General features: G+C 67.5%; 21 protein-coding genes. 5 read left to right on the top strand and 16 right to left on the bottom strand.

Features of this window, described 5'->3' with window-relative positions; genetic code table 11:
* Positions 1-33 precede the first annotated feature (33 nt).
* Genes SJY26_RS13275 through SJY26_RS13265 form a run of 3 tightly spaced genes read left to right on the top strand, consistent with a single transcriptional unit; the run spans position 34 to position 3,558 of the window.
* Positions 34-1,776 carry a hypothetical protein gene (locus tag SJY26_RS13275; protein ID WP_396593483.1) on the top strand — a complete coding sequence of 581 codons (1,743 nt, stop codon included), beginning with the start codon at positions 34-36 and terminating at the stop codon, positions 1,774-1,776.
* Entirely contained in the window at positions 1,773-2,510 is a 738-nt protein-coding gene (locus SJY26_RS13270) for a hypothetical protein (protein WP_396593482.1), read from the top strand. Before SJY26_RS13275 ends, SJY26_RS13270 begins: the two co-directional genes overlap by 4 nt.
* Before the next feature lie 10 nt (positions 2,511-2,520).
* Positions 2,521-3,558 (top strand): class I SAM-dependent methyltransferase, encoded by a 1,038-nt coding sequence (locus SJY26_RS13265; protein ID WP_396593481.1) that lies wholly within the window; start codon positions 2,521-2,523, stop codon positions 3,556-3,558.
* A 9-nt stretch (positions 3,559-3,567) separates the two neighbouring features.
* On the opposite strand, the gene SJY26_RS13260 is transcribed toward SJY26_RS13265, so the two are convergent.
* The 8 genes from SJY26_RS13260 to SJY26_RS13225 form a co-directional block, all read right to left on the bottom strand.
* A complete protein-coding gene (locus tag SJY26_RS13260) occupies positions 3,568-4,632 on the bottom strand; it encodes a class I SAM-dependent methyltransferase (protein WP_396593480.1) in 1,065 nt (354 codons plus the stop codon).
* Positions 4,629-5,567, bottom strand: a complete 939-nt coding sequence (locus tag SJY26_RS13255; protein ID WP_396593479.1) for a hypothetical protein — start codon at positions 5,565-5,567, stop codon at positions 4,629-4,631. Before SJY26_RS13255 ends, SJY26_RS13260 begins: the two co-directional genes overlap by 4 nt.
* The gene (locus tag SJY26_RS13250; RefSeq protein ID WP_396593478.1) at positions 5,564-6,124 is read right to left on the bottom strand and encodes a GNAT family N-acetyltransferase; all 561 of its coding nucleotides are present in this window, start codon (positions 6,122-6,124) and stop codon (positions 5,564-5,566) included. The genes SJY26_RS13255 and SJY26_RS13250 overlap by 4 nt, the downstream gene beginning before the upstream one ends.
* The gene (locus SJY26_RS13245) at positions 6,108-7,025 is read right to left on the bottom strand and encodes a GNAT family N-acetyltransferase (protein ID WP_396593477.1); all 918 of its coding nucleotides are present in this window, start codon (positions 7,023-7,025) and stop codon (positions 6,108-6,110) included. Before SJY26_RS13245 ends, SJY26_RS13250 begins: the two co-directional genes overlap by 17 nt.
* Complete coding sequence (locus SJY26_RS13240; RefSeq protein WP_396593476.1) at positions 7,022-8,053, bottom strand: hypothetical protein; 1,032 nt, start codon at positions 8,051-8,053, stop codon at positions 7,022-7,024. Before SJY26_RS13240 ends, SJY26_RS13245 begins: the two co-directional genes overlap by 4 nt.
* A complete protein-coding gene (locus SJY26_RS13235) occupies positions 8,053-8,805 on the bottom strand; it encodes an SDR family NAD(P)-dependent oxidoreductase (RefSeq protein ID WP_396593475.1) in 753 nt (250 codons plus the stop codon). Before SJY26_RS13235 ends, SJY26_RS13240 begins: the two co-directional genes overlap by 1 nt.
* Positions 8,802-9,941: a DegT/DnrJ/EryC1/StrS family aminotransferase gene (locus tag SJY26_RS13230; protein WP_396593474.1), complete on the bottom strand. Its 1,140-nt coding sequence runs from the start codon at positions 9,939-9,941 to the stop codon at positions 8,802-8,804. The genes SJY26_RS13235 and SJY26_RS13230 overlap by 4 nt, the downstream gene beginning before the upstream one ends.
* 76 nt (positions 9,942-10,017) lie before the next feature.
* On the bottom strand, positions 10,018-10,950 hold the full coding sequence (locus SJY26_RS13225; RefSeq protein WP_396593473.1) for a hypothetical protein: 933 nt from the start codon (positions 10,948-10,950) through the stop codon (positions 10,018-10,020).
* A 193-nt stretch (positions 10,951-11,143) separates the two neighbouring features.
* On the opposite strand from SJY26_RS13225, the gene pseB reads away from it, so the two are divergent.
* Complete coding sequence (gene pseB, locus SJY26_RS13220; protein WP_396593472.1) at positions 11,144-12,145, top strand: UDP-N-acetylglucosamine 4,6-dehydratase (inverting); 1,002 nt, start codon at positions 11,144-11,146, stop codon at positions 12,143-12,145.
* Positions 12,146-12,154: 9 nt separating this feature from the next.
* Here the strand turns inward: pseB and pseI are convergent, their stop codons facing one another.
* From pseI to acs, 7 genes are all read right to left on the bottom strand, one after another.
* Positions 12,155-13,180: a pseudaminic acid synthase gene (gene pseI / locus SJY26_RS13215; RefSeq protein WP_396593471.1), complete on the bottom strand. Its 1,026-nt coding sequence runs from the start codon at positions 13,178-13,180 to the stop codon at positions 12,155-12,157.
* Positions 13,177-13,734 carry a UDP-4-amino-4,6-dideoxy-N-acetyl-beta-L-altrosamine N-acetyltransferase gene (gene pseH, locus SJY26_RS13210; protein ID WP_396593470.1) on the bottom strand — a complete coding sequence of 186 codons (558 nt, stop codon included), beginning with the start codon at positions 13,732-13,734 and terminating at the stop codon, positions 13,177-13,179. Before pseH ends, pseI begins: the two co-directional genes overlap by 4 nt.
* 78 nt (positions 13,735-13,812) lie before the next feature.
* Complete coding sequence (locus SJY26_RS13205) at positions 13,813-14,781, bottom strand: hypothetical protein (protein WP_396593469.1); 969 nt, start codon at positions 14,779-14,781, stop codon at positions 13,813-13,815.
* Positions 14,781-15,488, bottom strand: coding sequence for a pseudaminic acid cytidylyltransferase (gene pseF, locus SJY26_RS13200; RefSeq protein WP_396593468.1), 708 nt, complete (start codon positions 15,486-15,488; stop codon positions 14,781-14,783). Before pseF ends, SJY26_RS13205 begins: the two co-directional genes overlap by 1 nt.
* Positions 15,485-16,633 carry a UDP-4-amino-4,6-dideoxy-N-acetyl-beta-L-altrosamine transaminase gene (gene pseC, locus SJY26_RS13195; protein ID WP_396593467.1) on the bottom strand — a complete coding sequence of 383 codons (1,149 nt, stop codon included), beginning with the start codon at positions 16,631-16,633 and terminating at the stop codon, positions 15,485-15,487. The genes pseF and pseC overlap by 4 nt, the downstream gene beginning before the upstream one ends.
* The gene (locus SJY26_RS13190) at positions 16,630-18,441 is read right to left on the bottom strand and encodes a tetratricopeptide repeat protein (protein ID WP_396593466.1); all 1,812 of its coding nucleotides are present in this window, start codon (positions 18,439-18,441) and stop codon (positions 16,630-16,632) included. Before SJY26_RS13190 ends, pseC begins: the two co-directional genes overlap by 4 nt.
* 89 nt (positions 18,442-18,530) lie before the next feature.
* Positions 18,531-20,486 carry an acetate--CoA ligase gene (acs, locus tag SJY26_RS13185; RefSeq protein WP_396593465.1) on the bottom strand — a complete coding sequence of 652 codons (1,956 nt, stop codon included), beginning with the start codon at positions 20,484-20,486 and terminating at the stop codon, positions 18,531-18,533.
* A gap of 239 nt (positions 20,487-20,725) precedes the next feature.
* On the opposite strand from acs, the gene SJY26_RS13180 reads away from it, so the two are divergent.
* Positions 20,726-21,343: a response regulator gene (locus tag SJY26_RS13180; protein ID WP_396593464.1), complete on the top strand. Its 618-nt coding sequence runs from the start codon at positions 20,726-20,728 to the stop codon at positions 21,341-21,343.
* Positions 21,344-21,360: 17 nt separating this feature from the next.
* Here the strand turns inward: SJY26_RS13180 and SJY26_RS13175 are convergent, their stop codons facing one another.
* Positions 21,361-24,759, bottom strand: a complete 3,399-nt coding sequence (locus SJY26_RS13175; protein ID WP_396593463.1) for a PAS-domain containing protein — start codon at positions 24,757-24,759, stop codon at positions 21,361-21,363.
* Positions 24,760-24,818 lie beyond the last annotated feature (59 nt).

The raw sequence follows: 24,818 nt of genomic DNA, 5'->3' as shown, positions 1-24,818 counted from the left end.
GTTCAGTGACGCTCCCCAGACTGGGCGAATCTCATGGAGCGCCCTGTCATGTCCGCCGCCGAGGCCCTGAAGGCGTTGACATCCACGCCCAACCCCACACCCACGCTTGAGGCGGGCCGTGCCGCCCTCGCGCGCGGTGACGCCGCCGAGGCGATCGAACTTCTCTATGCCGTCACCCAGGCCCAGCCGGCGGACCATGAGAGCCGCTACTGGCTGTACAGCGCGCTGGTCGCCGGTGGACATGCCGGACTGGCAGGCCAGATCCTCGCGGACGCCCGGAACCTGCAGGCGGTGGCGGTCATCCGAAGCGTGGGCGGCGACATGGAACGGTTCCGCACCGATCCGGCCTATTGCGCGACGCTGGGCATGCAGCTGTACGAAGCGAAACTGATGGGGCCGGCGGCCCTCGCTCTCGGCCGCGCGCTGGACCTCGATAATCCTGACCCCTCCGTCATGATCACCTACGGCCTGTCCCTGCAGCATCAGGGCCGGATGGAGGAGGCCATTGCTGTGTTCACGGCCGCTGCCGAAATCTTCCCCGCGCCGTCCATCCACGCCTTCCTGATCTACCCGTTGTTCCATGCGCCGGACCGCCTGAAGCGGGTCTCGGAGGAAGCCCGCAAATGGGCCAGCCTTCATGCAGCGCCGCATACGCCAAAGACGGTCATGTTCGCCGGCGAGCGGACGACGACCCGGCGGCTGCGCATCGGCTATGTCGGCCCCAGCTTCACCCGCAACCAGGTCTCCCAGTTCCTGATGCCGGTGTTGGAGGCGCACGATCCGGCTGCGGTCGAGGTGTTCCTGTACTGCGCCGACCCGGCGGGCGAGCAGGGTCTGCCCGACCACTGCAAGGTGCGGGCGATCGGCGGCGTGTCCGATGCCGAGGTGGTCAAACGCATCCGCGCCGACAAGATCGACATCCTGATCGACGTCTGGGGCCATACCGCCGGCAGCCGTCTGCCGGTCTTCGGCCATCGCCCCGCTCCGGTGCAGGTCGCCTGGATCAACTTCGTCCAGACCACGGGTCTTGAGACCATGGACTATGTCCTGCACGCCGACAGTATGGCGGTGGAAGGGACGGCGCAGTATTTCACCGAACAGGTCTGGCCGATCGGTCCGATCGTCACGCCCTGCCGTCTGTCGCCGGACCGCCAGCCGGCCAGTCCGACCCCGGCCCTGACGAACGGCCACGTCACCTTCGGATCCTTCAACAATCCAGCCAAGATCAGCGAGCCGACCGTCCAGGCCTGGGCGCGCATCCTGTGCGCCCGCCCGGCCGACCGGCTGGTGCTCAAATATGGCTACTATGCCGATCCGGTGCTGCAACGGGTGACCCGGGCCCGGTTCGCGGCCTATGGCGTCGATCCGGACCAACTGGAGTTCCGGGGTCACACGACCGGTGCCGACTACTGGCGCGAGTTCGCCGACATCGATCTGGCGCTCGATCCCTCGCCCTGTCCGGGCGGCACGACCTCGTGCGACGCCCTCGCCAGCGGGGTCCCTGTCCTGACCCAGTGGGGCGACGACTTCTTCTCCCGCATCGGTGTGCCCGTGGTCCTGCCCTGTGGTCTGCCGGAGCTGATCGCCGACGGCTGGGACGACTATGTGCAGCGTGCCCTGGATCTGACCGCCGACCTGGAGGCGCTGGAGGCCCTGAGGCGCAAGACCCGCGCCGGCTTCGAGTCTTCCCACTATCGCGACGAGGTGGGTTTCACCCGCAATCTGGAAGACATTTTCCGACAGATGTACGCGCGCTGGCTGGAGTCAGGCCGATGAGCGAGGATCGGGTGCTCCAGGTCCCGGCCCGGCTGGTCGACGGCGTCATTGCGCCGGAAATGGCCATGGAAGACCTGCGCGCGGAGGTCATGGAGGCCGGCAGGATCGTGATGCTCAAGGGAGTGTTTGCGGATGCCGACGCCACGGCGGTCCGGACCGCCGTTGCCGACTGGGGCCGCACAACGCCTCTGGCCGATGTAGACGACTTCGCCGGAAACTATCATCGACGCCGCTGCATGATCTCCCGCCTTCAGCAGGCCCCGCATGTCTTCCATGACTACAATTTCAATGATCTGGACCAAGCGCCGGAAGTTCTGCGTGAGAGACTGCGGTCCTTGTTCGATCCCTTGCGGGGGCTCTATCGCGAGCTGACGGGCACGGCGACGACTTTCGCAGTGCCCGAGTCCGGTCCCTACGTTCACCCCCAGCTCATCCACTACCCGGCGGGCGGCGGCTTCTTCGCCCGGCACTGGCACAATCTTGAGCCCCAGCAACTGGGCTTCATCGTCTCCCTGTCGAAGCGGGGCCGGGACTACCGCAACGGCGGCACGGTGTTTCAGATCGGTGACGACCGGGTCGAGACCGAGACGGTCCAGGACATCGGCGACATCTGCCTGTGGCGCTACGACCATCCCCACTGGGTCACCCAGTCCGATCTGGGCGACAAGTTCGACTGGGATAGCGACGCCGGGCGCTGGGTCGCCACCTATGCCTATTTTGATCCGCGCGGCTGAAGGTCTTCCCATGAGCACGGCCATCCGCGACGGAAAATACCGCTGCCCCCAGTGCAGCGGAGCCGATTTCGACATCACCTCCACGCGCTGGACCTGCGCCGGCTGCGGGCGGGGCTATCCCTGCGTGAGCGGCATGCCGAAGCTGTTTCTGGACGAACGGCTGGGGGCACATGACCGCAAGCTGCGCGACACCTTCTATGACGGTCTGTTCGGCCAGTTCTATCAGGTGATGATGCCTGTCATCGTCATGCCGGTGCGGCCCTGGTCGCTGGCCTGGCCCTACTGGCTGGCGTGGGGCGTGACCTGGCTGGTGCTGGTCGGTCTGGCCGTCGCCGGCGTGACGTTCCTGATGACCCCGGGCGAACAGGGTGCCGCCCTGATCCCACTCGGCCTGCTCGTGGCGCTCGTCCTGTTTCTGGTGCGCAACCGCTATCTCGGCTGGCTGATGCTGCTCGCGGCACCGCTGAAGTGGGTCCAGTCCGGCAAGCCCTGGCGTGCGGAGGAGAGTTTTGCCGATGTCCACGCCCGCGTTCTGGAGCCGCTGCGAACGGCCGGGCGACGGCTTCAGGTGCTGGATGTGTCCACCGGCTCCTGTAACTCCCTGTACCGCCACGGCTGGATGTCACTCGACGCCGACTACACGGCCATCGACCTGTCCGAGACGATGCTGAAACAGGGCAATGCCGCGATGGCAGGCTACGGCGTCGGTGTCGATCTGGTGCTCGGCGATGCGGTCGACCTGCCGTTCCAGTCGGACCGGTTCGACGTGGTCCTCAGCTATGGCGCGGTCAACGGCCTGACCGATCCGGCGAAGGCCATCGCGGAGATGGCCCGCGTCGCGAAACCGGGCGGGGTCCTGCTGTTCCTGGACGAGCAGATATATCCGTCGGCGGGCCCGATCGAGCGGGCCTATTTCCACCGCGTCCTGTCCAGCCACAACGTCATCCACCACTGCCCGGTGGAGACCTTCCCGGCCAGTCTGACCGAGGTGACCGTGGCTCAGGTCTATCAGTTCTACTACCTCTGCACGGCCCGGAAGGCGGCGTGAGACCGGGCCTCAGGCCAGTTGGATGAACATGGCCCCGCCGGCGACGAAGTGGCGGCAGGCGCGGGCCCCGTAGTCCGCCAGCGCCCGGTCGGCGACGCGTCTGGGACCATCGCCGTGCGGCCAGTGGTAATCGTCGAAGATGATCCAGCCGCCCGGCAGGACATACGGGCCCCAGAGGGCGAAGTCCTGGGCCACGGCGGCCTCGTCATGGTTGCCATCCAGATGCAGCACGGCGATGGAGCCGGTCGTCTGCGTGGTACCGAACTCGGCCGACCGCACCTCGCGCTCGCGGACGTACAGGGCCGCGGCCTCGGCCGAGGTCAGACGCAGATAGTTGAACGGCCGGGTCGCGCAGCCGGCCATGGCCACGAGGAACCCCTGATAGACCACCTCCCAGTCCCAGCCGCCGGACGCCCGCTGGATATGCTCGGGGGCGTCGGTCTGGACCGACAGGCCGAGGTCCCACGGATCCACGCACAGGGTCGCGCCGATCCCGCACCAGGCGGCCACGCGGTTCAGGACATAACTGCTCTTGCCGAAAAGGGCTCCGATCTCGACCACATCGCCCTTCGGCGCACCGGGAACAACGCCGCAGATCGCGAGCATCTTCTCGCGCGCGCATTCGCCGTGGATCGTCTCGGCGGTGCTGAGCAGGCCGCCCAGAACTGATACGGGCAGGGGGCAGGGGGCCTGTCCCCAGACCGAGGCCGCCGCCACTGCGGCTTCACCGTCCGCCAGCGCCGCGCGCACCCGGTCCATCTGGCGCTCGAAGGGCCCAGAGCCCCACAATGTTAGCTCCGGGAGCCGGCCCGGCAGCGTCTGCTCCAGCAGATGGAAGGTCGGCGCATGCGGCGTGAACAGGGTGGTGATGCCATGCCGCTCGACCAGTGCCGCGAGGGCGTCAAGGAAGTCGGCCTCTCCGATGAACGGCAGGTGTTCCCAGAAATCGAAACAATCGGCGTTCGGGTCCTCCTCCAGCGAGGAGGCCCCGACGGTCGAACGGCCCCACTGTCTCGCCTCGGCTGCAAAGGTGACGGCCGCGCCAAGGGCCGACGGAAAGACGAGGATGGTCATGACCGGATCTCCTGAATCGCGCAGCCGACGCCGGTCTGGCCAAAGCCGTCACCATTGTGGAATATGATCCGACGGCCGTCCGCCTCGACCACGCTGGGATAGGCCATGGTGACGCTGTTCCAGCCCGAGCCGGTCGGCTGGAGCCCCTCGGGATCGGGCTGCCGCACCCAGTCGCGGCCGTCGGTCGAGGTGGCGTGGCCTATGCGGTAGGATCCGGCCCCGTCGCGATAGTCGCGGCTGCTGCGATAGCAGAACCACATCTCGTAGCCCTCGGCCGTTCGCAGGACCGAGGGCCGGGTATTGGCCTCCAGCGGATGCAGCCGGGGAATGCAGGCGTGATTGGTCTGGTGCCAGTGCAGGCCGTCATCGGAATGGGCCAGCTTGATCTGGTAGGTCGGTTCGAACTTGCCGTCGACCTCGACCCAGCCGGTGCCCGAGCCATACCACATGGTCCAGCGGCCCGCCTCGATCAGGATGTTGGGAGCCATGGTCATATACGGCTCCAGCGGCGTGCGATCGACCACCGGTCCCTCGAACACCCGCTCGAAGGTCAGGCCGCCGTCGTGGCTGGTCGCCAGGCCCACGGACATCCGGTAGGGCACGTGGCCGCCCCGGCTGACGCCGCCGTAGTACATCCGCATCTCGTCGCCGAGAACGATGATCTGGCTGGCGATGACCCCGTCCTCGTCGTGGCAGCCGGGTTTGCCGAGGTCGATCACCGGCCGGTCGTGATCGTGCAGCAGCCGCGTCGGATCGGCACGATCGACCTCGAAGAAGCCGGTGCGGCTGCGGTTCTCGCTGTTGCGGGTCCCGTAATAGACGCGGATCCGATCGCCCAGAACGATCGCTGACGGGGCCTGGGCATGGCTGCGCGACCAGTCGCGGTCACCCGCCACGGCAAAGACCACGCCCAGCTGTGTCCAGCCACCGCTCATGAGGCCCAGTAGTCGTTGCGGGCGATCAAGGCGCGGTAGTCGGGCTCGGTGACGCCAACCATGATCCGGTCCCACCAGCGGCCGCCCCGCCAGTACCAGTCGCGTTGCCGGCCTTCCTCCTGCCAGCCGCACTTGCCGCAGTAGACTGCCGTGGAGGCGTCGTTATAGGCCACCATCGACCCGTCCAGGCGCCTCAGGCCCAGCTCGTCGAAGGCGTAGCGCATCGTGGCCATGATCACGTCCACGCCGATGCCCCGACCGCGCATGGCCGGATCGCCGATCATCATGCCGTGGAAGGCGTTGCGGTTCTTCCAGTCGATGTCGATCAGATTGGCGGTTCCCACCAGTCCCGCATTCGGCACATCGATGGCGAAGCGCTGGTTCAGCGGATCGCGAGCCAGCCCCTCGAACCAGGCCCGGGTCTGCGCCATCGAGGAAGCGAAACGCCAACCGCCCAGCATGGCCCAGAGCTCCGGATCATTGCCCCACCGATGCAGGGTCTCCAGATCGCGCTCCTCGACCGCCCGCAGCGTGACGGTCCTACCCCTGATCTGCATCGGATCGCTCCTGGTGACTCGGCCCACGGTAGGCCGGAAAGAACCCGTTGTCCTCCCGCCCGGCGCTCAGCTTGCGGTACGCCTCGGGGTCGAGGACGGACCCGCACAGCCAGACGGTGCGGCGGGTATTGGCAAAGCCCGCCTTGAACCGGGACAGGCCGTCGGTCGGGTCGTCGCCCGCGCCCGCGCCGCCCCCGAAGTTGATCAGTTCGCAGTCGTCCAGCCGTTCCAGTGCCAGATCGTTGACGGCATAGGCGGCCCCGGCGGCATAGCCTTCGCTGGAGGACGCGGCCAGATGACTGGTCGCCTGTCCGGCGTGGGTCACGAACAGATGGGCCGACACCAGACGGCCGTCGATGAAGGCACCGAACGCCCGCACACCGGGCAGCTCTGCCAGCGCCCTGTGATGGCTTTCCGGAAAGGCGTGCACGCCGGTCAGGTGATGGCGGGCGATCAACTGGTCGTACAGGCCGATCCAGTCGGGCAGCTGCTCCGCAAGGGCGATCTCGCGGGCTTCGACGCGCATATGGGCCCGACGGACCTCATAGCGGTGATGTTTGGCATAGGCCGGCGGACCGAGGCGGCGGTCATGGATGTGATGGGTCTTGAACGGCCGGGCCAGATCGAAGGCAGCGGTGACGGCCTCCATCGGCGGGTGAAGCAGGGGATCGAGAACAACGACTACGGACAGCAGTCCCGTCGCCTTCAGGCATTCCAGTCCGCCCGTCAGATCGGCGTCCGCGGGCAGGACCGCCAGGGGATAAGGCCCGATCGCATCAAGCGAGGTGCTGCCTGCAACCGCGCGCGTCAGGACGTGACCGCCCCATTCGGGCACGGCCAGCGCGGGGCCCACATGGTCGAGCGATTGGGCATAGGCCAGACTGGCGTAGGGATGGCTCATCCCAGCACCTCGTCCACCAGATCGGCGATGCCTGCCATCTCCACTTCCGTATAGCGATGATCGCACGGCAGGGTCAGCAGCCGTCGCGTCCACGCATGCTCGCGCGGGAACAGGCCCGCCGGAGAAGCCAGATCCGGCCAGTGAACCGCCGCAAACACCCGGGCAGACGTCAGTCGGGCCCGCAGGCAATCCCGAACCTCGGGCTCAAGATCCAGCACATAGCCCAAAGGCGGTGCTGCGGGCTTTGACGGCAGGGCCGACCATTGGTCCAGACGTTCATCCAGCGTCATCCAGTTGCGAAGACGGGGGGCGGTCAGGCTCGACAGCGGCGTCCCCGACAGCAGAGCCAGACTGTCCGCTGTCATGGCGGCACCACTGACATCCATCGCGGTCTCCTTCGACTGGTTGGCAGCATGCCAGAGGGCGTTTTCCCGCCCGGCGGGGTCGGCAGCCCGCAGGTCCGGGGCCCGCCATAGCAAATCTGCGCGCGCTGCGGTGCCCGGAAGAGGCAGGACGCAGTCCTTGTCGCGCGCCACCAGCAGGCCGCCATCGGCTACGCCCAACAGTTTTCGCGGACTGTACAGGGTCCAGCCCGCGCCCGATCCCGGGCCCGCATCAAGCGCCTGGGCCCGGTCCTCGATCATGTGAAGCTCAGGGCGGGCGGTACTGAGGGCCCGCGTCGCGTCATCGATCGGCAGGCCGAAGGCGGCGAGCACCAGCAACACATCGCCCGCCTGTGCCTCGGCCTTAACCGCGCTGAGGTCGGGCTCAAATCCGGGACCGACCGGATAGAAGCGGACGCGGTCCGACCAGGCTGGCTGGACCATGTCGCGACACAGCCAGGCCGGCAGCCAGATCGTTGCAGGCTCAAGCTGTGCCACCAAGGCGCCGAAGGCCGAGCGGGCATTGACGAAGGCGGCATGGGGCCGGCCCCCGGTCCAGGCGTCCAGCACACCTGGGCCGACAGCCCCGGGACCCGCCGTGTGACGCTCGAAAAAGCCGCCGATCGGGCGGGACAGGGCGGTCATCACTTCGCGGTAAAGCCGCCGTCGACCATATAGGTCCCACCGGTACAGGAGGCGGCCTCGTCGCTGCACAGGAAGGCGATCATACGAGCCACCTCGTCGGCCGTAACATAGCGCTGGATCGGCAGGCCCGCGGCCCCGCCGCCGGTGCCGACGACACGGTCCGGATAGCGTTCCGACAGCGCCCGATCCAGCCGTTGCATCATGCGGGAGTCGATCGGCCCGGGGCAGACGGCGTTGACCCTGACGCCGGACGCCGCAACTTCGAGGGCCGCGGCGCGCACAAGCCCGATGACGGCGTGTTTGCTGATCGTATAGGCCGCGAGGGACGCACTGCCGATCACGCCGGAGATCGACGACAGTGCTACGATGCTCCCCGAGCCCTGGCGCTTCATGACGGGCAGCGCCGCCTGCAGCGCAAACAGGCTGCCCTTCAGGTTGACGGCCAGAACCTGATCCAGATCGGCCTCGGTGAGGTCTTCGACCGGTCCCACGGGACCTTCAACGCCGGCCGCGAGCACCACAGCATCCAGACGGCCGAACCGCTCGATCGTGGCCTGCACGATGGACTGGATGGCGTCCCGGTCGGTGACATCGGCCTTGATCCAGTCCAGATCGACCCCGTCCGCCGGGGCCGTTTCCACCCGGTCCGTCATCATGATCCGGGCCCCGCGCTCTGACAGTCGTCTGACGCAGGCCTGGCCGATGGCACCGGCGGCACCGGTGATCAGGATCGTCCGTCCATCCAGGCTCACAGTCCGGCCAGTGCCGTCACAAGCGCACCGGAAATGCGCGAGATCTGGCGCTCATCCATGTCTATCGCAAATGGCAGGCCGATGACCGACTGACCGAGCCGTTCCGTCGCGGGCAGGGCGTCGCACGGGTAGCCGGCGAAGGCCGTATTGGTGTGGCAGCCCTGATCCCACCAGCGGCGGGTCCCGATGTCGGCGGCGGCTAGGGTCTGTTCAACGTGGTCGGTCGTGCCGTCGGGCAGGCGGACCGAGCAGACACTGGTGACCCAGTCCACGCCCCAGCCGGCCTGGAACCGAACCTCGGGCAGATAGGTCATCGCCGCGCGCATCAGTCTGGACGTGCGCAGATACTGCAGCCGGTCGGAGTCCCAGTTGTCCAGCGCCGCCAGGCCCACGGCCCCCGCATACTCGCTCAGCTTGGCATTGGTGGCGACGATCTGTGCCGCGCGTGAGCCGCGAAAGCCGAAGGTGGTCAGCTGGCGCACACGCGCGGCCAGATCCTCATCCCCGGTAGCCAGAAAGCCGCCCTCACCAATGCCGAGAACCTTGGTGGCGTGCAGGCTGACCACCACAGGAATGTCCGACTGTCTCGCCTGATCGAAGGCCGCCGCCCCGTCGAGGATGACGGCCAGGCCGGTGTCCCGGCGCAGCGCCTTCCAGCCATCAAGGTCGGGCATGGCACCGAAGGCGGCCACGGGAATGACCGCCGACACCGGCCCGGGCGCAGCGGCAAGCCCGGCCCGGACCGTGTCCGGCTGCAGCATCCAGTCATCGATATCCACATCGACAAACCACGGCTTCAGACCGGCCGCGATTACCGCATGGGCCGTGGCCACAAAGGTATAGGAGGGGACGATCACGAAACTGTCGGCCGGCAGGTCGAGCGCCTGCAGGGTCAGGGTCAGCACCTGGGTCGCGTTGACGCAGGTCACGATCCGGGTGCCGGTCTCAAACCGTTCCGCAAGTCGTGCCTCGAAGGCGGTCAGGAGGGGGCCGAAGTTCGAATAGCTGCGCGCCTCGTCCATGCGGCGCAGATAGGGCAGGACTGCGTCAGCGCCGGGCAATCGGGGGCGCGCGGCGGGAACGATCTCGCGGAAGACCTCGGGGGTCAGGCGAACGGCACCGCTTCGGCCGCCCATGGCAACTCTCCTCACGAATCCATGATCCATGAGACGGCGGCCATGGTTAAGGTGGAGTTATCGGTCGTACCCAGGGTCACGCGTCACGGACTGTGTTGACGCGGAGCCGTGCGGCGCCGTTTTCCGCCAGATCCACGCGGGTTGTTGCAAGGCTGAGCGGCCCGCGGATCGATGCATTGACCGTGTCCATTCCGTTCGCCGTCATGGATCCACGGCCGACCAGATAGCGCAGGGAGATGCGCTCATGGTCCGCCGCGTCGGGCTGGGTGCCGTGCAGGGTGAACGGATGCCAGATGGCCGCGAACCCCGCCCCTCCCGTCAGGACTCTCTGCGTCACATCGATCGCGTCGCCGTCCGGACCTTCGTAGCGCCAGAGGTCGAGGCCCTGACGGCTGAGGGTGTGGGGGAAGGGCGTCGCGCCCAGCCGGTGGCTGCCCTCGAGCAGGAACAGCGGCGCGTCGATCCGGGCCACCGGGTGGAGATAGACGTAAAGGGTGACAAAGTCCGCCTCCCGGTCACGGTAGTCGATGATGTCCTGGTGAAAATCGATGCCGTAGAAATAGGTTACGTCCCGGTACTCAGGTTTGACGTAGGGCCCGAGATTGTTCACGGGCTGGCCGTCGATCCGCGCCTTCAGCCAGTCCGGGATGGATTTGGCCCGCACGCCACACACGACCTTGCGGTCCATGATGACATAGTCCGGACCCAATACCTCGCTCAGTCCGGCCACCAGTCCGGCGTCCTGCTCCACGAACGCCAGTTCGGGCTGGAACTGCTCCAGAAGGTTGCGGCCGGGGCGAGGATTGACCCCACGGAACTGCGGATCGGCGTCGAAGCTGGCCTCGTCCTGGAACAGGCGATGGTCGAAGGACCGCTGCCCCCGGATCTTGCCCAGCAGATCGTCCGCCGCAGCTGCGTCCAGCCGATGGTCGAAAAGATGGGCGCCCGTCTCGATCAGGCTCCGGGTCACAGGTGACGGTGGGGTGAGTGCTGCGGCGGTCAGGCCCATGATCGAATCCCTCTGGATGAGGAAGGGTCGCGCCAGCGGCTTAACGGGGCCTGAATCCGCCCGGGCCGCGCGGGAGGGCAGGCCACTACGAATCGATGTGGCGCCAACTCGCCGGCCGCGCCTAGGCTTGGGGGTGTGATTCTGTTCTTGTGCGGTCGCCACGGCCGTGCGGGGCAGCGGGGCGGATCAGCGGATGTTCAACGAAAAATCGATCCTGATCACAGGGGGCAGCGGCTCCTTCGGGCGGATGTATATCCGCATGATCCTGGCCCACTATAAACCGCGCCGGTTGATCGTCTATTCGCGCGACGAGCTGAAACAGTTCGAGATGCAGCATGAGTTCACTGACCCCTGCATGCGCTTCTTCCTCGGCGACGTCCGCGACCGCGAACGCCTGATCCAGGCCACGCGCGGGGTCGATTTCATCATCCACGCGGCGGCCATGAAACAGGTGATCGCGGCCGAGTACAATCCGACCGAATGCATCCGCACCAACATCAACGGGGCCGAGAACGTCATCGCGGCGGCCCTGGCGAACAATGTCGAGCGCGTGATTGCCCTGTCCACGGACAAGGCGGCGAACCCGATCAATCTGTATGGCGCGACCAAACTGGCGTCGGACAAGCTGTTCGTGGCGGCGAACAACATGGCGGGCAGCCACCGGACCCGGTTCGCGGTCGTGCGCTACGGCAATGTCGTCGGTTCGCGCGGGTCGGTCCTGCCCTTCTTCCAGAAGCTGATCGCCGAGGGCGCGCCCTCGCTGCCGATCACGGACCCGCGCATGACCCGGTTCTGGATCTCGCTGGAGCAGGGGGTCAATTTTGTGCTGCAGAATTTCCGTCGCATGCACGGGGGCGAGATCTTCATTCCCAAGATCCCATCGGTCCGGATCGTGGATCTGGCCGAGGCGATCGCGCCCGGCATGCCGACCCATGTCATCGGTATCCGGCCCGGCGAAAAGCTGCACGAAATCATGTGTCCGGCGGATGACTCTCATCTGACCTATGAGTTCGAAGACCACTACGTCATCGCCCCGACCATCCGGTTCCACAACGGGGACGTCGACTTCTCGCTGAACGCCCTGGGTGAACAGGGCGTCCACGTCGGACCCGAGTTCGAATACCACTCCGGCACCAATCCGCACTTCTTCAGTGTGGAGGAGACCCGGGCGTTCAACGCCCAGGCCAAGACCTGAGCCCTGGCGTCAGTCCAGCATCGACCAGTCCAGCGGCGTGCCCTTGACCGCGTCCTGCCGCAGGGTCCGTCCCAGAAGGTCGTAATAGTGGCGGGGATGCAGGCCGTCCCCCGGACGCACCGAACGCAGGGTCCGGGGCGTCAGCGGCTCGCCCGCCTTCACATCCTCGGCGATGAACAGCGAGCGGCCGAAGCGGCGGTTGATCAGGGCCTGACCGGTCGGGCCGGACTGGATGCCGCCGACCGCCTGTTCAGCCACCCGGATGCCCCGGACCAGCCGGGCAAACTCATCGGGCATCAGGGAGAAACTGGCATCGGGGCCACCGATGGCCCGGTCGAGAATGAAATGCTTCTCGATCACCCGTGCCCCCAGGGCGACCGCGGCGATGGCCACGGCGTCATCGGTCGTATGGTCCGACAGGCCCATGGGCACGCCGAAGGTCTTCGCCCACAGGGGGATGGTCGCGAGGTTGGCGTCGGACGGCAGGGCTGGATAGGCCGAGGTGCATTTGAGGAGGGTCACGTCGTGATTACCCTGCCGGTGACAGGCCGCCAGCGCCTCCTCGATCTCGGCCAGACCGGCGATCCCGGTCGACATGATCATGGCCCGCCCTTTGGCCGCGCAATATTCAATCAGGGGAATGTCGCAGATCTCGAACGAGGCGATCTTGAAGATCGGCACATCGAGGGCATCCAGGAAGTCGACGGCCTCGAAATCGAACGGCGACGAGAAGAAGGTCAGGCCGCACCGATGGGCCTCCGCCTGGATCGGCGCATGCCACTCCCACGGCGTCTGGGCCTCGACATAGAGGGCATGCAAGGTGGTGCCGTCCCACAGCGTCCCGTCCCGGATCTGGAACGGGGGCGTGTCGCAGTCCAGGGTGATGCCGTCGGGCGTATAGGTCTGCAGCTTGATGGCATCAGCGCCGGCCGCCGCGGCCGCCCGCACCGTCTCGAGGCAGACCTCCAGAGACCCGCCGTGATTGGCCGACAGCTCGGCGACGACAAAGACATGATCCGGATAGCTGAAGGTCACGCCGCCTCTCCCTTGAACACGGTCGGCATCAGGGCGGCGCGGTCGGTCGCCCAGCCCTCGGCGAACCGGGCCAGACAGACGATGTCCTGCATCTCCCCGTTCTTGCGGTAGTGACGCACGAACCGGCCTTCCTCGACGAAGCCGAACCGCTGGTGCAGTCGCACCACCCCGGCGTTGAACACGAACACCTCGCAGCACAATTTGCCAATCCCGATCGCATCGAAGACGTGATCCAGGGCCAGCAGCTCCATGGCCGCGCCCGACCCGCGCGGCGCGTCTTCCTCGCCCAGGTAGAAGGCCCAGGTGCAGCGATCGTGGGTCCGGTTGATGGCCGTGAAGGACACAAAGCCCAGCGGACGGTCCTGATGCTCGAAGATGCAATAGACCGCCGTCGGGTCGATCAGGGCCGCGGTGAACCACCGGTCATGTTCGTCCTGCGTGATGATGTGGTCATTGTACATACCGGCGCGGACCCGGTCCTGATTGCGCCACGACAGCACCCGCGCGCTGTCATCGGGGTTGAGGGGGCGCAGACGGCAATCGGCGAAAAACATCATTCCACCCCGGGCGACTCGACCCGACCAAACTGATCAGGAATTTGATCAGTCCCACCGCTAACCTGACCAAGGTAATCAAAGAGTTCGACGAACGCCCTGGCCGTCGACAATTCCGGCCGCGCGTGCCGAGATATCCTGTCGAATCGGGGCGGGCCCGAGTGCGATCAGGCCGTTCCGGACGCGATCCTGCAGATCGCCCCCGTCCCACAACCCCGCGTCGATGAAGCCGCACAGCCTCGGCCAGTGCTCCAGATTGGCGCGCTGGTTGTCAGCGATCCCCACCATCACCGTGGGGGTCCCGCACCGGGCCAGTTCGAAGATGGTCTGGCCCGCGCCGCTGATCGCCACGTCGGCGTCCCGCATCAGCCGCGCCATGGCCGCAGCATCCAGCGCTTGATGGATGGTGAGGTGAGGGGAGGCTTCGGGCCGCCCCTGACCTGCACCCAGAACCAGATCCACCGCCGCATCCGGCCAGACCGCGTGGGCCAGGTCCGCCATCGTGGACCCCACTTTTCGCAGGTCGCCACCGCCGAACACGACCAGCACGCGCCCGATACGTTCACGCGTCGGGCCGCGCCGAGGCAGGTCGATGAAAGGGCCTCGCAGGGGGTGCCAGAGCGGCCCCTCCAGCCAGACCGAGTCCGGGTGTGCGGCCGGTGCACCTGCCGGTCGTCGATCGGGGGCCGGGTGCACCACACGTCCGGCGGGCCAGAGCTGCCACAGGTCGTCGATGAAGACGGCTTCCCCGCTCATAGCCGCGATGGCCTCCCGCGCCCCGGCGGAGGCCGTGTAGGAATCCACCAGGGTCACCGCGGCATCGTAATCGGTCAGGGCCTCGGCGGCATCGTCCTGCCACCGCATGACCCGGATCTCCTGCCCCGGCTGGATCAGGCTGGCCGCAGTCTCATCCCCGTCGAGAATCCAGAGGACCCGACCGCCGCGGTGGGACCATTCATCGGCATAGGCGCTGCACCGGCTGACATGGCCCAACCCCCGGACCCGATCGCCCTCGGTATGGATGACCAGCAGACCCGGAGCCGGCATCACCGCTCGCCGGGATGCAGCAGCTGGTGCTTGAGTTCGGCCAGACGCCAGTCGACCTCGGTGTCGATGTCCTGGACCTCGGTTTCATCGAGCACGAAACTGCCGGCCCGGCCCGAGAAGGTCGGCGTCCGGTCCAGACAGGTCTGGTCGCTCATCCAGTAGAACTGACCCGCGTCATGATAGGCCGGCTCCAGATCCTGCGAGCGCGAACTGTAGTGTTCGGGCTGGAACATGGAGATCATGCCCTGATCATCCCGGCGCAGCGCCCGCTGGATCGGGGCGGGGAAACGGGTGACCGGGAACACGCTGTCGAAGGCTCCGGTCGCGAACATGTCATGGCCCGTCCGCAAGCGTTCGGCGGTGACTAGTGTTGCGGTCGGCAACAGGCAGCACACCGTCTCGAACCGATCGCCCTGCGCCCGATAGGTTCCCACAACTTCGGCCAGCACATCCAGCAGGGCGGACTGGTCGTCGGCCGTGTCGAGGCTGCGCAGGAACGGTGTTTCCGCCCCGGCCTCCCGCGCCACCTGCGCGATTTCCTCATCCTCGGTTGAAACCATCACGGTCGCGAACAGGCCGCTTTCCAGCGCCGCCTTGATCGGCCAGGCCAGGATCGGCCGGCCGGCGAACAGGCGGATGTTCTTGCGCGGGATCCGCCTGGACCCGCCGCGGGCCGGAATGACGGCGAGGGCGCGCCCGACGCTCATGCCAGTCCCCGCACGGCAGTGATCACCTGGTCGACGTCCTCGTCTGTCATGGCCGGATAGAGTGGCAGGCTGAGGCAGCGGGCATAGTAGGCCTCATTGGACGGGAACCGCGTCTGCCGGTCTCCCGCGAGGGTGGCATGCCACGGTTGTCGATAGACCGGGATGTAGTGCACCTGCGACCCTACGCCTTCGGCCGCCAATGCCGCCATGACCTCGGCGCGGGTCCGCCCCATCGCCTCGAAATCGAACCGGACGACGAATAGATGGTAGCAGACGCGCTGGTTCCCGGCCTCGTGCGGCAGGGCCAGCCATGACAGGTCCGACAATGCCGCGCGGTAGCGCGCGATGATCGCCCGACGACGGGCCGCGAACCGGTCCAGCTTCCGCAACTGGCTGGCCCCCAGCGCCGCCTGGAAGTCGGTCATCCGGTAGTTGAAACCGAGCAACTGCTGTTCGTACCACCAGGTCCCGGGCGGATCGGTCAGCCGTGCGGGGTCGCGCGTGATCCCGTGGGACCGCAGCATCATCAGCCGTTCGTACAGGGCCGGGTCATTGGTCGTGATGGCTCCCCCCTCACCGGTCGTCATCGACTTGACCGGATGGAAGGAGAAGACGGTCATGGCCGAGAACCGGCTGTTTCCGACCCGGCCGCCCGAGGGATAGTCGGATCCGATCGCATGGGCGGCGTCCTCGATCAGGGCCAGTCCACGGTGTCCCGCGAGGCTGGCGAACGCCTCCATGTCGGCCGGCAGGCCCGCGAAATGCACCGGTGCAATCAATCGGGTCCGGTCGGTGACCGCGGCTTCGGCAGCGACGGGCGAGAGATTGAAGGTGTCGGGGTCGATGTCTGCCAGGACGGGATCAAGTCCGTTGTAAATCATGGCGTTGGCGGTTGCGACGAAGGTATTTGGTGAGGTGATGCCCTCGCCGCTGCCCAGGTCCAGCGCCGCCATGGCGATATGCAGTCCTGCCGTCGCGCTGGACACGGCGACGCAGAACCGGGACCCGACATATGCCGCCAGATCCGTCTCGAACGCGACGGTCGAGGGACCCTGGGTCAGATAGTCGGACCGCAATGCCGCCAGAACCGCGGCCTCATCGTCGGCCTCGATAAGCTGTCGTCCGTAGGGAATGAAGGCGCTCACGCCGCGACCGTGTTCGAGTCCGCCGGCGTCGCGATCTCGTGGCGCAGGGCGTCGCCGAGCCGGCTCATTGCTCCATCCCAGTCGCCGAAGCCGTCGACCGGGAACAGTCGGACCGACGGATAGCAGGGCAGGTGATCGGTCCCGAACCGGGTCCATGCGTCCGGCATCGACAGTACCCAGCTTGCTGTGCCGCAGCCTGCCGCGATGTTCGTGGTCGCCGCCATCGGCCCGACGACGAGATCGAGCGCGCTGCACAGCGCCGCCACATCATCGAGGTCATCCTTCAGGTCGATGCCCGGCGGGGTCCACAGGGCCAGCCCCGCCGCCTCGGCCCGCGCCATTTCCTCTGAACAGTCCCCGTACTGCAGATTGACGAACTGGATGCCGGGCGTAGCGAGGACGGGGGGCCAGAGGTCGAAGGGCACGAAGCCGCGAACGCGGTTGCCCTTCATCAGCAGGCTCTTCCACATCACGCCCACCTTGGGCAGCCGGCCCTGGGCGTCCAGAACGCCCTTCCAGTGGGCCACCCGGGCCGGGTCCGCCCTGAGGAAGCCCGGTGTGTCCGGAAAGCGGTCGACGGTGTCGCGAAAGCGCCGGAACAAGCTCGCCATCGGGGTCCACAGGTCGATGGCCGGTGCGTCGTCATCGAGCTCGGCAAAGCGCTTGAGTCGCCCGACATACGAAAGGGTCCGGTGGGCACAGACCTGGATGTCCGGATAGCTGCGCTGAAACAGCGGGACCAGCCGGCCGACACAGGACAGAATGACCTTGCCCTTCGGCCCGACCGCCTCGATCGTATCGGCCAGCACATTGGCGAAGAGGATCTCGTCGCCCAAGCCCTGCTCGCCGTAGATCAGGAGGGTCTTGCCCTCCAGGTCATCCGTCGGCTCCCATCGCGTGCCGTGTTCCTCGAAGCCGACCGCTCCGGGGAGGGCTGGCGCGAAGCGCGCCTCATAGGTCTCGAACCCGCCGGTCATGTCGCCTAGCATCATCTGGGTCAGGGCCTTGGAGACGGCCATGGTCGCGATGTCCTCCGGCAACCGGACCCCGGCCAGCGCCAGATCGATATCGCGCAGCGCGGCTTCCGGGTCGCCCAGACCCATGCGGACATTCGCCCGGTTGTAGCGGGCCTTGTAGAAGCCGGGGTCGAGGCGGATCGCTTCGTCATAGAAGGGCAGGGACTGCTCCATCTCGCCCCGATCGCTGAGGACGGTGCCCAGCGAGTTCCACAGAAGCGGCATTTCCGGATTGGCCGCAATCAGGGTGCTCAGCAGATCAATGGCCTCGCCATAGCGATTCTGGTTCCGGTAGACAGAGGCCAGGTTGTTGGCGACCGGCGGATTTCCCGGCGACAGCGCCAGATGCCGCAGATACAGTTTCTCGGCGAGGTCGAGGTGGTCGAGACGATGGGCCAGCCCCCCGAGATCGCCGATCAGGGCAGGATCGTCGGGCAACAGTTTCAGCGCGGCCTCATAGGCCGCGAAGGCCTTTTCCAGCTCGCCTGATTTCTCCAGCGAAATGGCCAGAACGTGCCAGGCCAGACCATAGCGTTCGTCCATCTGCAGGACGGCCATGGCCTCGGCGGCGGACTTTTCAGGCTCCCCGACCGCCAGATGTTGCAGGCCGGCCTGAAGTTTGCGGACCATCATGGCCAGCCGGGCCTTTTCCTGTTTCTGACTCCGACCCGCCTTTCCGGTGCGTCGCATCGCGCCGGACATCGCTGCCAGCCGGTCGGCCGAGGCGGCATCGCCGACAATGTCATCGAGTTTGGAGGTCGCCGCCGGACGGGAAGACGCTTGGACCGACATCGAAGACCTGCTGCCTGAATCTATGCCCCGGCTCAGGGGTTGCGCCCGCAGCCTCCGGCGACAGGGTTAACATCCCGTTGGTGGGGCCCTCAGGGTTCCGTCTTTCGCTGCCGCCCGGTGACGAGGTGTTCGACGACGGCCGGATCGGCCAGGGTCGAGGTGTCGCCGAGGCTGTCCAGCTCGCCCTCGGCGATCTTGCGCAGGATCCGCCGCATGATCTTGCCGGACCGGGTCTTGGGCAGACCCGGGGCCCAGTGAATCACATCCGGAGCGGCGATCGGGCCAATTTCCTTGCGGACATGGGCAACCAGGGCCCGTTTCAGATCGTCGTGCGGTTCGATCCCGGCGTTCAGCGTCACATAGGCATAGATGCCCTGGCCCTTGATGTCGTGGGGATAGCCGACCACCGCCGCCTCGGCGACATGGTCGTGCAGAACGAGCGCGCTCTCCACCTCCGCCGTCCCCATCCGGTGGCCCGAGACATTGATGACATCGTCGACCCGACCGGTGATCCAGTAGTAGCCGTCCTCGTCCCGCCGGCACCCGTCGCCGGTAAAGTAGCGGCCCGGATAGGCGCTGAAATAGGTGTCGAAGAAACGCTGATGGTCACCCCAGACGGTGCGCATCTGCCCCGGCCAGCTGTCGGTGATGCACAGATTGCCCGACGCCGCGCCCTCCAGCACCGCACCTTCCGCATCGACCAGTTGCAGTTCGACTCCGGGCAGGGGTTTGGTGGCCGAGCCCGGCTTGAGGTCGGTGGCTCCGGGCAGGGGCGAAACCAGAATGCCGCCGGTCTCGGTCTGCCACCAGGTGTCCACGATGGGGCAACGGCCCTCGCCGACAACCTCGTGATACCAGCGCCAGGCCTCGGGGTTGATCGGCTCGCCGACGCTGCCCAGCAGGCGCAGGGACTTGCGGCTGGTCGCCTTCACCGGCCCGTCCCCCTCGCGCATCAGGGCCCGCAGGGCCGTGGGCGCGGTGTAGAAGATCTCGACCTGATGCTTGTCCACCACCTGCCAGAAGCGGCTGTGGTCCGGATAGTTGGGCACCCCCTCGAACATCAGGGTCGTCGCGCCGTTGGCCAGGGGGCCATAGACGCAATAGCTGTGGCCGGTGACCCAGCCGACGTCGGCGGTGCACCAGAAGACCTCGCCGGGCCGATAGTCGAACACCAGCTCATGGGTCCAGGCCGCCCAGAGCAGATAGCCGCCCGTGGTGTGCAGCACGCCCTTGGGCTTCCCTGTCGAGCCCGAGGTGTAGAGGATGAACAGCGGATCCTCGGCGCTCATCGGTTCGCACGGGCAGTCGGCGCTGACGCCGTTCTTCAGCGCGCTGTAAAGCAGGTCCCGTCCCTCGACGATCGGGATGTCGGCATGGGTGTGGGAGACGATCAGGACCCGCTCCACCGACCCGGCCGGCAGCTTCTCCAGCGCGGCGTCGACATTGGCCTTCAGCGGGATCCGCTTGCCACCGCGCAGGCCCTCGTCCGCGGTGATGACGAAGCGTGAGCCGCAGTCCTCGATCCGGCCGCACAGGCTGTCGGGCGAGAAGCCGCCGAAGACAACGGAATGCACCGCGCCGATGCGGGCACAAGCCAGCATGGCAACCGCCGCTGCGGGGATCATCGGCAGATACAGGGTGACGCGATCGCCCTTCACCACGCCCATGCCCTTGAGGACATTGGCCATGCGGCAGACCTCGGCGTGCAGTTCGCGATAGGTCAGGCCGCCGGAGACGGTGGGCTCGTCGCCCTCCCAGATCACGGCCGTCTGGTCGCCCCGGTCCGTCAGATGGCGGTCCAGACAGTTCCAGGCGACGTTCAAGACCCCGTCGGCGAACCAGCGGATGCGGAAGTCGGCCTTGTCGAACGAGACGTCCTTGATCTCGGTCGGTGCCGTCATCCAGTCCAGCCGGTGGGCCTGTTCGGCCCAGAAGGCGTCGGGCGTCGTCCGGGCCGCCCGACGGGCGGCCTCATAGGCGGCCGCATCCATATGGGCGCGCTCGGCCCAGGGCGCGGGAACGGGATACAGATCGCGGTCGGTCAATGGATGGCCCTCAGCCCTTGTGATTGTCGACAGATCCGCGGGGGCAACCGCCCACAGCGCCCCCCGGGAGGCCGTCGCGGGAGCGCATGAGGGGTGTCCCGGGCCGACCCCGGGGTCGAGTGTCCCGGATAATGTCCCTTTGTGGCCATTAGCCAATGGTCTATCTTCGACCCACGCCGAGGACATGGCAGCGGCTTTCGTTGCCGACGCAGACCGGCAGTCTTCAAGAGGCCCCTGGTATGGATCGCATCATCGTCGCCGATGATCATCCCCTGTTCCGTGCCGCGCTTGTTTCGGCGCTGGCCCATGCCGCACCCGGTGCCCGGATTGACGAGACACCCAGCCTCGCCGGGGCCCGCGAGGCGCTTTCACGCGGACCGATCGATCTTCTGCTGCTGGATCTCAGACTGTCGGACAGCGACGGGTTCGTCGGGCTGGCCGGTGTGCGGGCAGACTTCCCCGCCGTGCCGGTCGTGGTGGTCTCGGCCAGCGAGGATGGCGAGACCATCGCGCGGGCGCTCTCTTTCGGGGCTTCGGGCTTCATCCCCAAGTCGGCCACACTCGAAACCATGGTCGAGGCGCTGTCGGCGATCCGGGCGGGCGAGATCTGGGCTCCGGCGAACCTGGCGGCGGGAGCCAGCGACGGAATAGAAGCCCGGATCGCCAGCCTCACCCCCTCCCAGCTCCGAATCCTCGTCGGCCTTCAGCAGGGCCGGCTGAACAAGCAGATCGCCTTCGACCTCGGGGTGACCGAGGCGACCATCAAAGCGCACCTGACGGGCATGTTCCGCAAGCTCGGCGTCCAGACCCGGACCCAGGCGGTGATTGCCGCGCGGGCGTTGTCCCTGCCACTGTAACCCGCCAGTACTGCGGGTCAGGCCTCGCCCCGGGGCAGGGACAGGAAGGCTCTCAGAGCCGCCGGCTTCACTGGCTTGTGCAGAAGGACGACCCCTGCGGCGGCGGCGCGGGCCGGCAGGGTCTCGTCATCGTCGGCCGTGATCAGGGCGATGTGGGCCAGCCCCCGCTCCCGCAGGTTTCCGGCAAGATCGAGGCCGGTCTCACCGTCCCCGAGGTGAAAGTCGATCAACGCCGCGTCGAATGGGCCCGTCAGGGCCCGTGCGGTGGCCGCGTCCAGTGCCGCCGCCGGTCGCATCCCCCAGCGCCCCAGCAGGGCCACAAGGCCATCGAGGATGGCGGGATCGTTGTCCACGCACATCACCCGCAGGCCGCTGACGTCGGCCGTCCCCGAGCCCCGGCTGCCGGGCGGGGCTGTGATCGGGGCTGCGGCTGCACGGGGCACGACAAGGGCAAAGGTGGTCCCCCGGCCCGGCCGGGACTGCAGCGACAGCGGGTGCGCCAGAAGATCCGCCACCCGCCGAACGATCGCCAGACCCAGTCCCGCGCCGGGCTCATCGCCGGGCTGGCCCGGCAGGCGGGTGAACTCGGAGAAGATCAGTCCCTGCTGTTCTGGCGTGATCCCGCGCCCGGTGTCGTGGACCTCCAGACGGATGGTGTCGCCCTGTCGCCGGGCCCCCACTCGCACCCCGCCCCGGTCGGTGTACCGGAGGGCGTTGCCGACGAGGTTCTGCAGCAGGGAGCGCAACAGATCCTGATCGGAGGCGACCCACAGGCCCGTTGGCACGATGTGCAGCGTCAGGCCACGGCCGGCCGCGAGCGGGACGAACTCCCGCCGCAGATCGGCAAACACGGCCTCGACGGAGAGGGGACCCACCGAAGGCTTCACCCCGCCCGCCTCCAGACGCGACAGGTTGAGCAGGGCCTTCAGCAGCCCGTGTGCGCTCTCGATCGACCGGTCCGCATTCTCTGCCAGCTGCCGTGTCTCCAGCCCGCTTCCGTCCGCCCCATCGCGCAGGGCTGCGATGAACAGCCGCGCGGCGTGCAGGGGCTGGAGCAGGTCGTGGCTGGCGGCGGCCAGAAAGCGGGTCTTGGACGCCACGGCATCCTCTGCGGTCTGGCGGGCCTCATTCAGCCGCTCGGTGCGGTCGGCGACCCGGGCCTCGAGCCGCTCATTGGCCTCCGCCAGCGCCTCGGCGGCGCGCCGCAGTTCGGTGATGTCGGTGTAGGAGGTGACATAGCCGCCACCCGCCATGGGCGCACCGGTCGACTTCAGGATCCGCCCGTTGGGCTGGGTCCGCTCATGATCGTGCGGCGTGCGGCGGCGCAGGGCGTCAAGCCTCCGCTCGACCCAGGCCTCCATGTCCGCCGCCGAAACCTCCCCCCGTTCGGCGTTCAGCCGGTAGACGGCCGCCACGGGAAGGCCGACATGGACCAGGCCCTGCGGCAGGTCGAACAGGTCGATGTAGCGGGCGTTCCAGGCAATCAGTCGCAGGTCCTCGTCGACCACGCTGACCCCCTGATCGATGTTGTCGAGGGTCGCCTGCAGAAGCTCGCGGTTGAACTGGACGGCCTCCGAGGCCTCGTCGAGCATGCGCACCACATCCTCGGGGGCGCGGCCGCCGCCGGCGAGGGCCGCGGCGATGACCCGGCGGGCCGAGGACGCGCCCACGGCTCCCGCCAGCATCCGCTCGGCCGCTCGGGCCAGACCGGCGTCGGCGGGGTCGCTGTCGCGAAGGGACTGACCGGTCTCCTCCGCAAAGGCTCCAAAGGCGCGGTTCGCGCCGGCGTCGCCGACGAAGCGGGACACCAGGGTCCGCAGGTCGCCCACAGAGGCCCCGGAGGGCGTGGTGCTCTGCTCCCGCCAGTCCGGGCTCACCCGGTCGACGAAGGCCCGGGCCTGGACGCGGTCGATCAGGCGGGGCTGACTGGCGCGCGACACCAGCACAAAGACCAGCGTGTTCGCTGAAAGGCTGGCCATGACCCCGAAGGGCAGGGGATCCGCCATCCCCAGCAGGCTGAGGGGCCCCATGCCGAGGGCGGCCCCGACCTGGGGCAGGGCGAGGAAGATCAGCCAGATCACCGCGCCGATCAGAAGCCCGGCGAAGGCCCCTCTCGCATGGCCGCCGCGCCACATGACGGCCCCGAACAGCGCCGGGGCCAACTGGGCGAGGGCTGCGAAGGACGTCAGTCCGATCGATGCGAGATCAAACGACCGGTCGATCGCCTGGAAATACAGCCACGCCAGAAACAGGATGGTGCAGATGACGATGCGCCGGACCTGCAGGATTGAGCTGGCGGTCTCGCCCGAACCGCTGCGCGTCGGCCACCGGTTGCGGGCCATCAGGGGCAGGATCAGACTGTTGGACGCCATGGCCGAAAGCGCGACCGTCTCCACGATCACCATGGCCGTCGCCGCCGAGAACCCGCCCACGAAGACGATCGCCGTCAGGACGTGGGCACCCTGCTGGAACGGCAGGCCCAGCACGAACAGGTCCGGATCCCCGACCCCTGTGAACAGACGACCGGCGGCCACGATCGGCAAGACGGCCAGGCTGGTCAGCAGCAGATAGGCCGGAAAGGCCCAGCGCGCCCGGCGGATGTCGTCCGGCCCGACCGCCTCCACGAACCCGACGTGGAACTGTCGTGGCAGGCAGAAGATGGCCACGGTGGACAGCAGGATGATGGTAACGAAGCGGGCATCCACGACTGGCGGCGCGGCGAGCGTGCCCAGCGCCAGACCGATCGCGGCGGGATCCGGCGAACCCAGCAGCAGGAGGCCGGCGAAGACGGCGACGGCCACCAGCGCCGCCAGCTTGACGACCGACTCCAGCGCCACGGCCCGGATCAGGCCCCGGTTGTGTTCGGTCAGGTCCGGCCGACGGGCCCCGAACAGGATGGTGAAACCGGCCAGCACGATCGCGATCAGGCTGACCGTCACCTTCTCTGACCCCGCGACGGGGGTGCCTGCGGTGACCAGTTGCCACGCCATCGACAGGGACTTCAGCTGCAGGGCGATATAGGGGAGGGACCCCACGATGGCGACGCCCGCGACAAGTGCCCCGAGCGACTGGCTCTTGCCGTAGCGCGACGAGAGGAAGTCGGCGATCGAGCCGATATTCTCGCGCTTGGCCGCCGCCGTGATCCGTCGCCACAGCGGAAACAGCAGAACCAGCCCGATCACAGGTCCGATGTAGATGGGCAGATAGTCCCAGCCGTCGCGCGTCGCCGTCCCGACCGCTCCGTAGTAGGTCCAGGACGTGCAGTAGATCGCAAGGCTGAGCGCATAGGCCCACGGACTGGTCCGGGGTGCTGATGCCGGCCGGTCCCGGCGTTCGCTGCGCCAGGCGACCGCGAACAGCAGCGCCATCCAGGCGGCAACCAGCGTCAGGATCAGCAGCGGAAACATCACCGTCATCTAGAGCGTCCCGGCCCGGTTCCGACAAGGAAAAGGGGCGGGTCGCCCGTCTCCGGTCG

Origin of the sequence: Brevundimonas sp. R86498, from assembly GCF_044598075.1 — a bacterium.
Lineage (GTDB): Bacteria > Pseudomonadota > Alphaproteobacteria > Caulobacterales > Caulobacteraceae > Brevundimonas.
This window is presented reverse-complemented; position numbering and strand designations above follow the sequence as displayed.

Excerpts from the sequence above, each read along its gene's own strand:
- SJY26_RS13230 (WP_396593474.1), bottom strand. The coding sequence starts at position 9,941 with ATGGGCGGCCGAAGCGGTGCCGTTCGCCTGACCCCCGAGGTCTTCCGC.
- SJY26_RS13245 (WP_396593477.1), bottom strand. The coding sequence starts at position 7,025 with ATGAGCCATCCCTACGCCAGTCTGGCCTATGCCCAATCGCTCGACCAT.
- SJY26_RS13175 (WP_396593463.1), bottom strand. The coding sequence starts at position 24,759 with ATGACGGTGATGTTTCCGCTGCTGATCCTGACGCTGGTTGCCGCCTGG.
- SJY26_RS13275 (WP_396593483.1), top strand. The coding sequence starts at position 34 with ATGGAGCGCCCTGTCATGTCCGCCGCCGAGGCCCTGAAGGCGTTGACA.
- SJY26_RS13205 (WP_396593469.1), bottom strand. The coding sequence starts at position 14,781 with ATGCCGGCTCCGGGTCTGCTGGTCATCCATACCGAGGGCGATCGGGTC.
- SJY26_RS13255 (WP_396593479.1), bottom strand. The coding sequence starts at position 5,567 with ATGAGCGGTGGCTGGACACAGCTGGGCGTGGTCTTTGCCGTGGCGGGT.
- SJY26_RS13250 (WP_396593478.1), bottom strand. The coding sequence starts at position 6,124 with ATGCAGATCAGGGGTAGGACCGTCACGCTGCGGGCGGTCGAGGAGCGC.
- SJY26_RS13240 (WP_396593476.1), bottom strand. The coding sequence starts at position 8,053 with ATGACCGCCCTGTCCCGCCCGATCGGCGGCTTTTTCGAGCGTCACACG.
- SJY26_RS13225 (WP_396593473.1), bottom strand. The coding sequence starts at position 10,950 with ATGGGCCTGACCGCCGCAGCACTCACCCCACCGTCACCTGTGACCCGG.
- SJY26_RS13180 (WP_396593464.1), top strand. The coding sequence starts at position 20,726 with ATGGATCGCATCATCGTCGCCGATGATCATCCCCTGTTCCGTGCCGCG.
- SJY26_RS13270 (WP_396593482.1), top strand. The coding sequence starts at position 1,773 with ATGAGCGAGGATCGGGTGCTCCAGGTCCCGGCCCGGCTGGTCGACGGC.
- pseF (WP_396593468.1), bottom strand. The coding sequence starts at position 15,488 with ATGAGCGTCGGGCGCGCCCTCGCCGTCATTCCGGCCCGCGGCGGGTCC.
- SJY26_RS13265 (WP_396593481.1), top strand. The coding sequence starts at position 2,521 with ATGAGCACGGCCATCCGCGACGGAAAATACCGCTGCCCCCAGTGCAGC.
- SJY26_RS13260 (WP_396593480.1), bottom strand. The coding sequence starts at position 4,632 with ATGACCATCCTCGTCTTTCCGTCGGCCCTTGGCGCGGCCGTCACCTTT.
- SJY26_RS13190 (WP_396593466.1), bottom strand. The coding sequence starts at position 18,441 with ATGTCGGTCCAAGCGTCTTCCCGTCCGGCGGCGACCTCCAAACTCGAT.
- pseB (WP_396593472.1), top strand. The coding sequence starts at position 11,144 with ATGTTCAACGAAAAATCGATCCTGATCACAGGGGGCAGCGGCTCCTTC.
- pseH (WP_396593470.1), bottom strand. The coding sequence starts at position 13,734 with ATGTTTTTCGCCGATTGCCGTCTGCGCCCCCTCAACCCCGATGACAGC.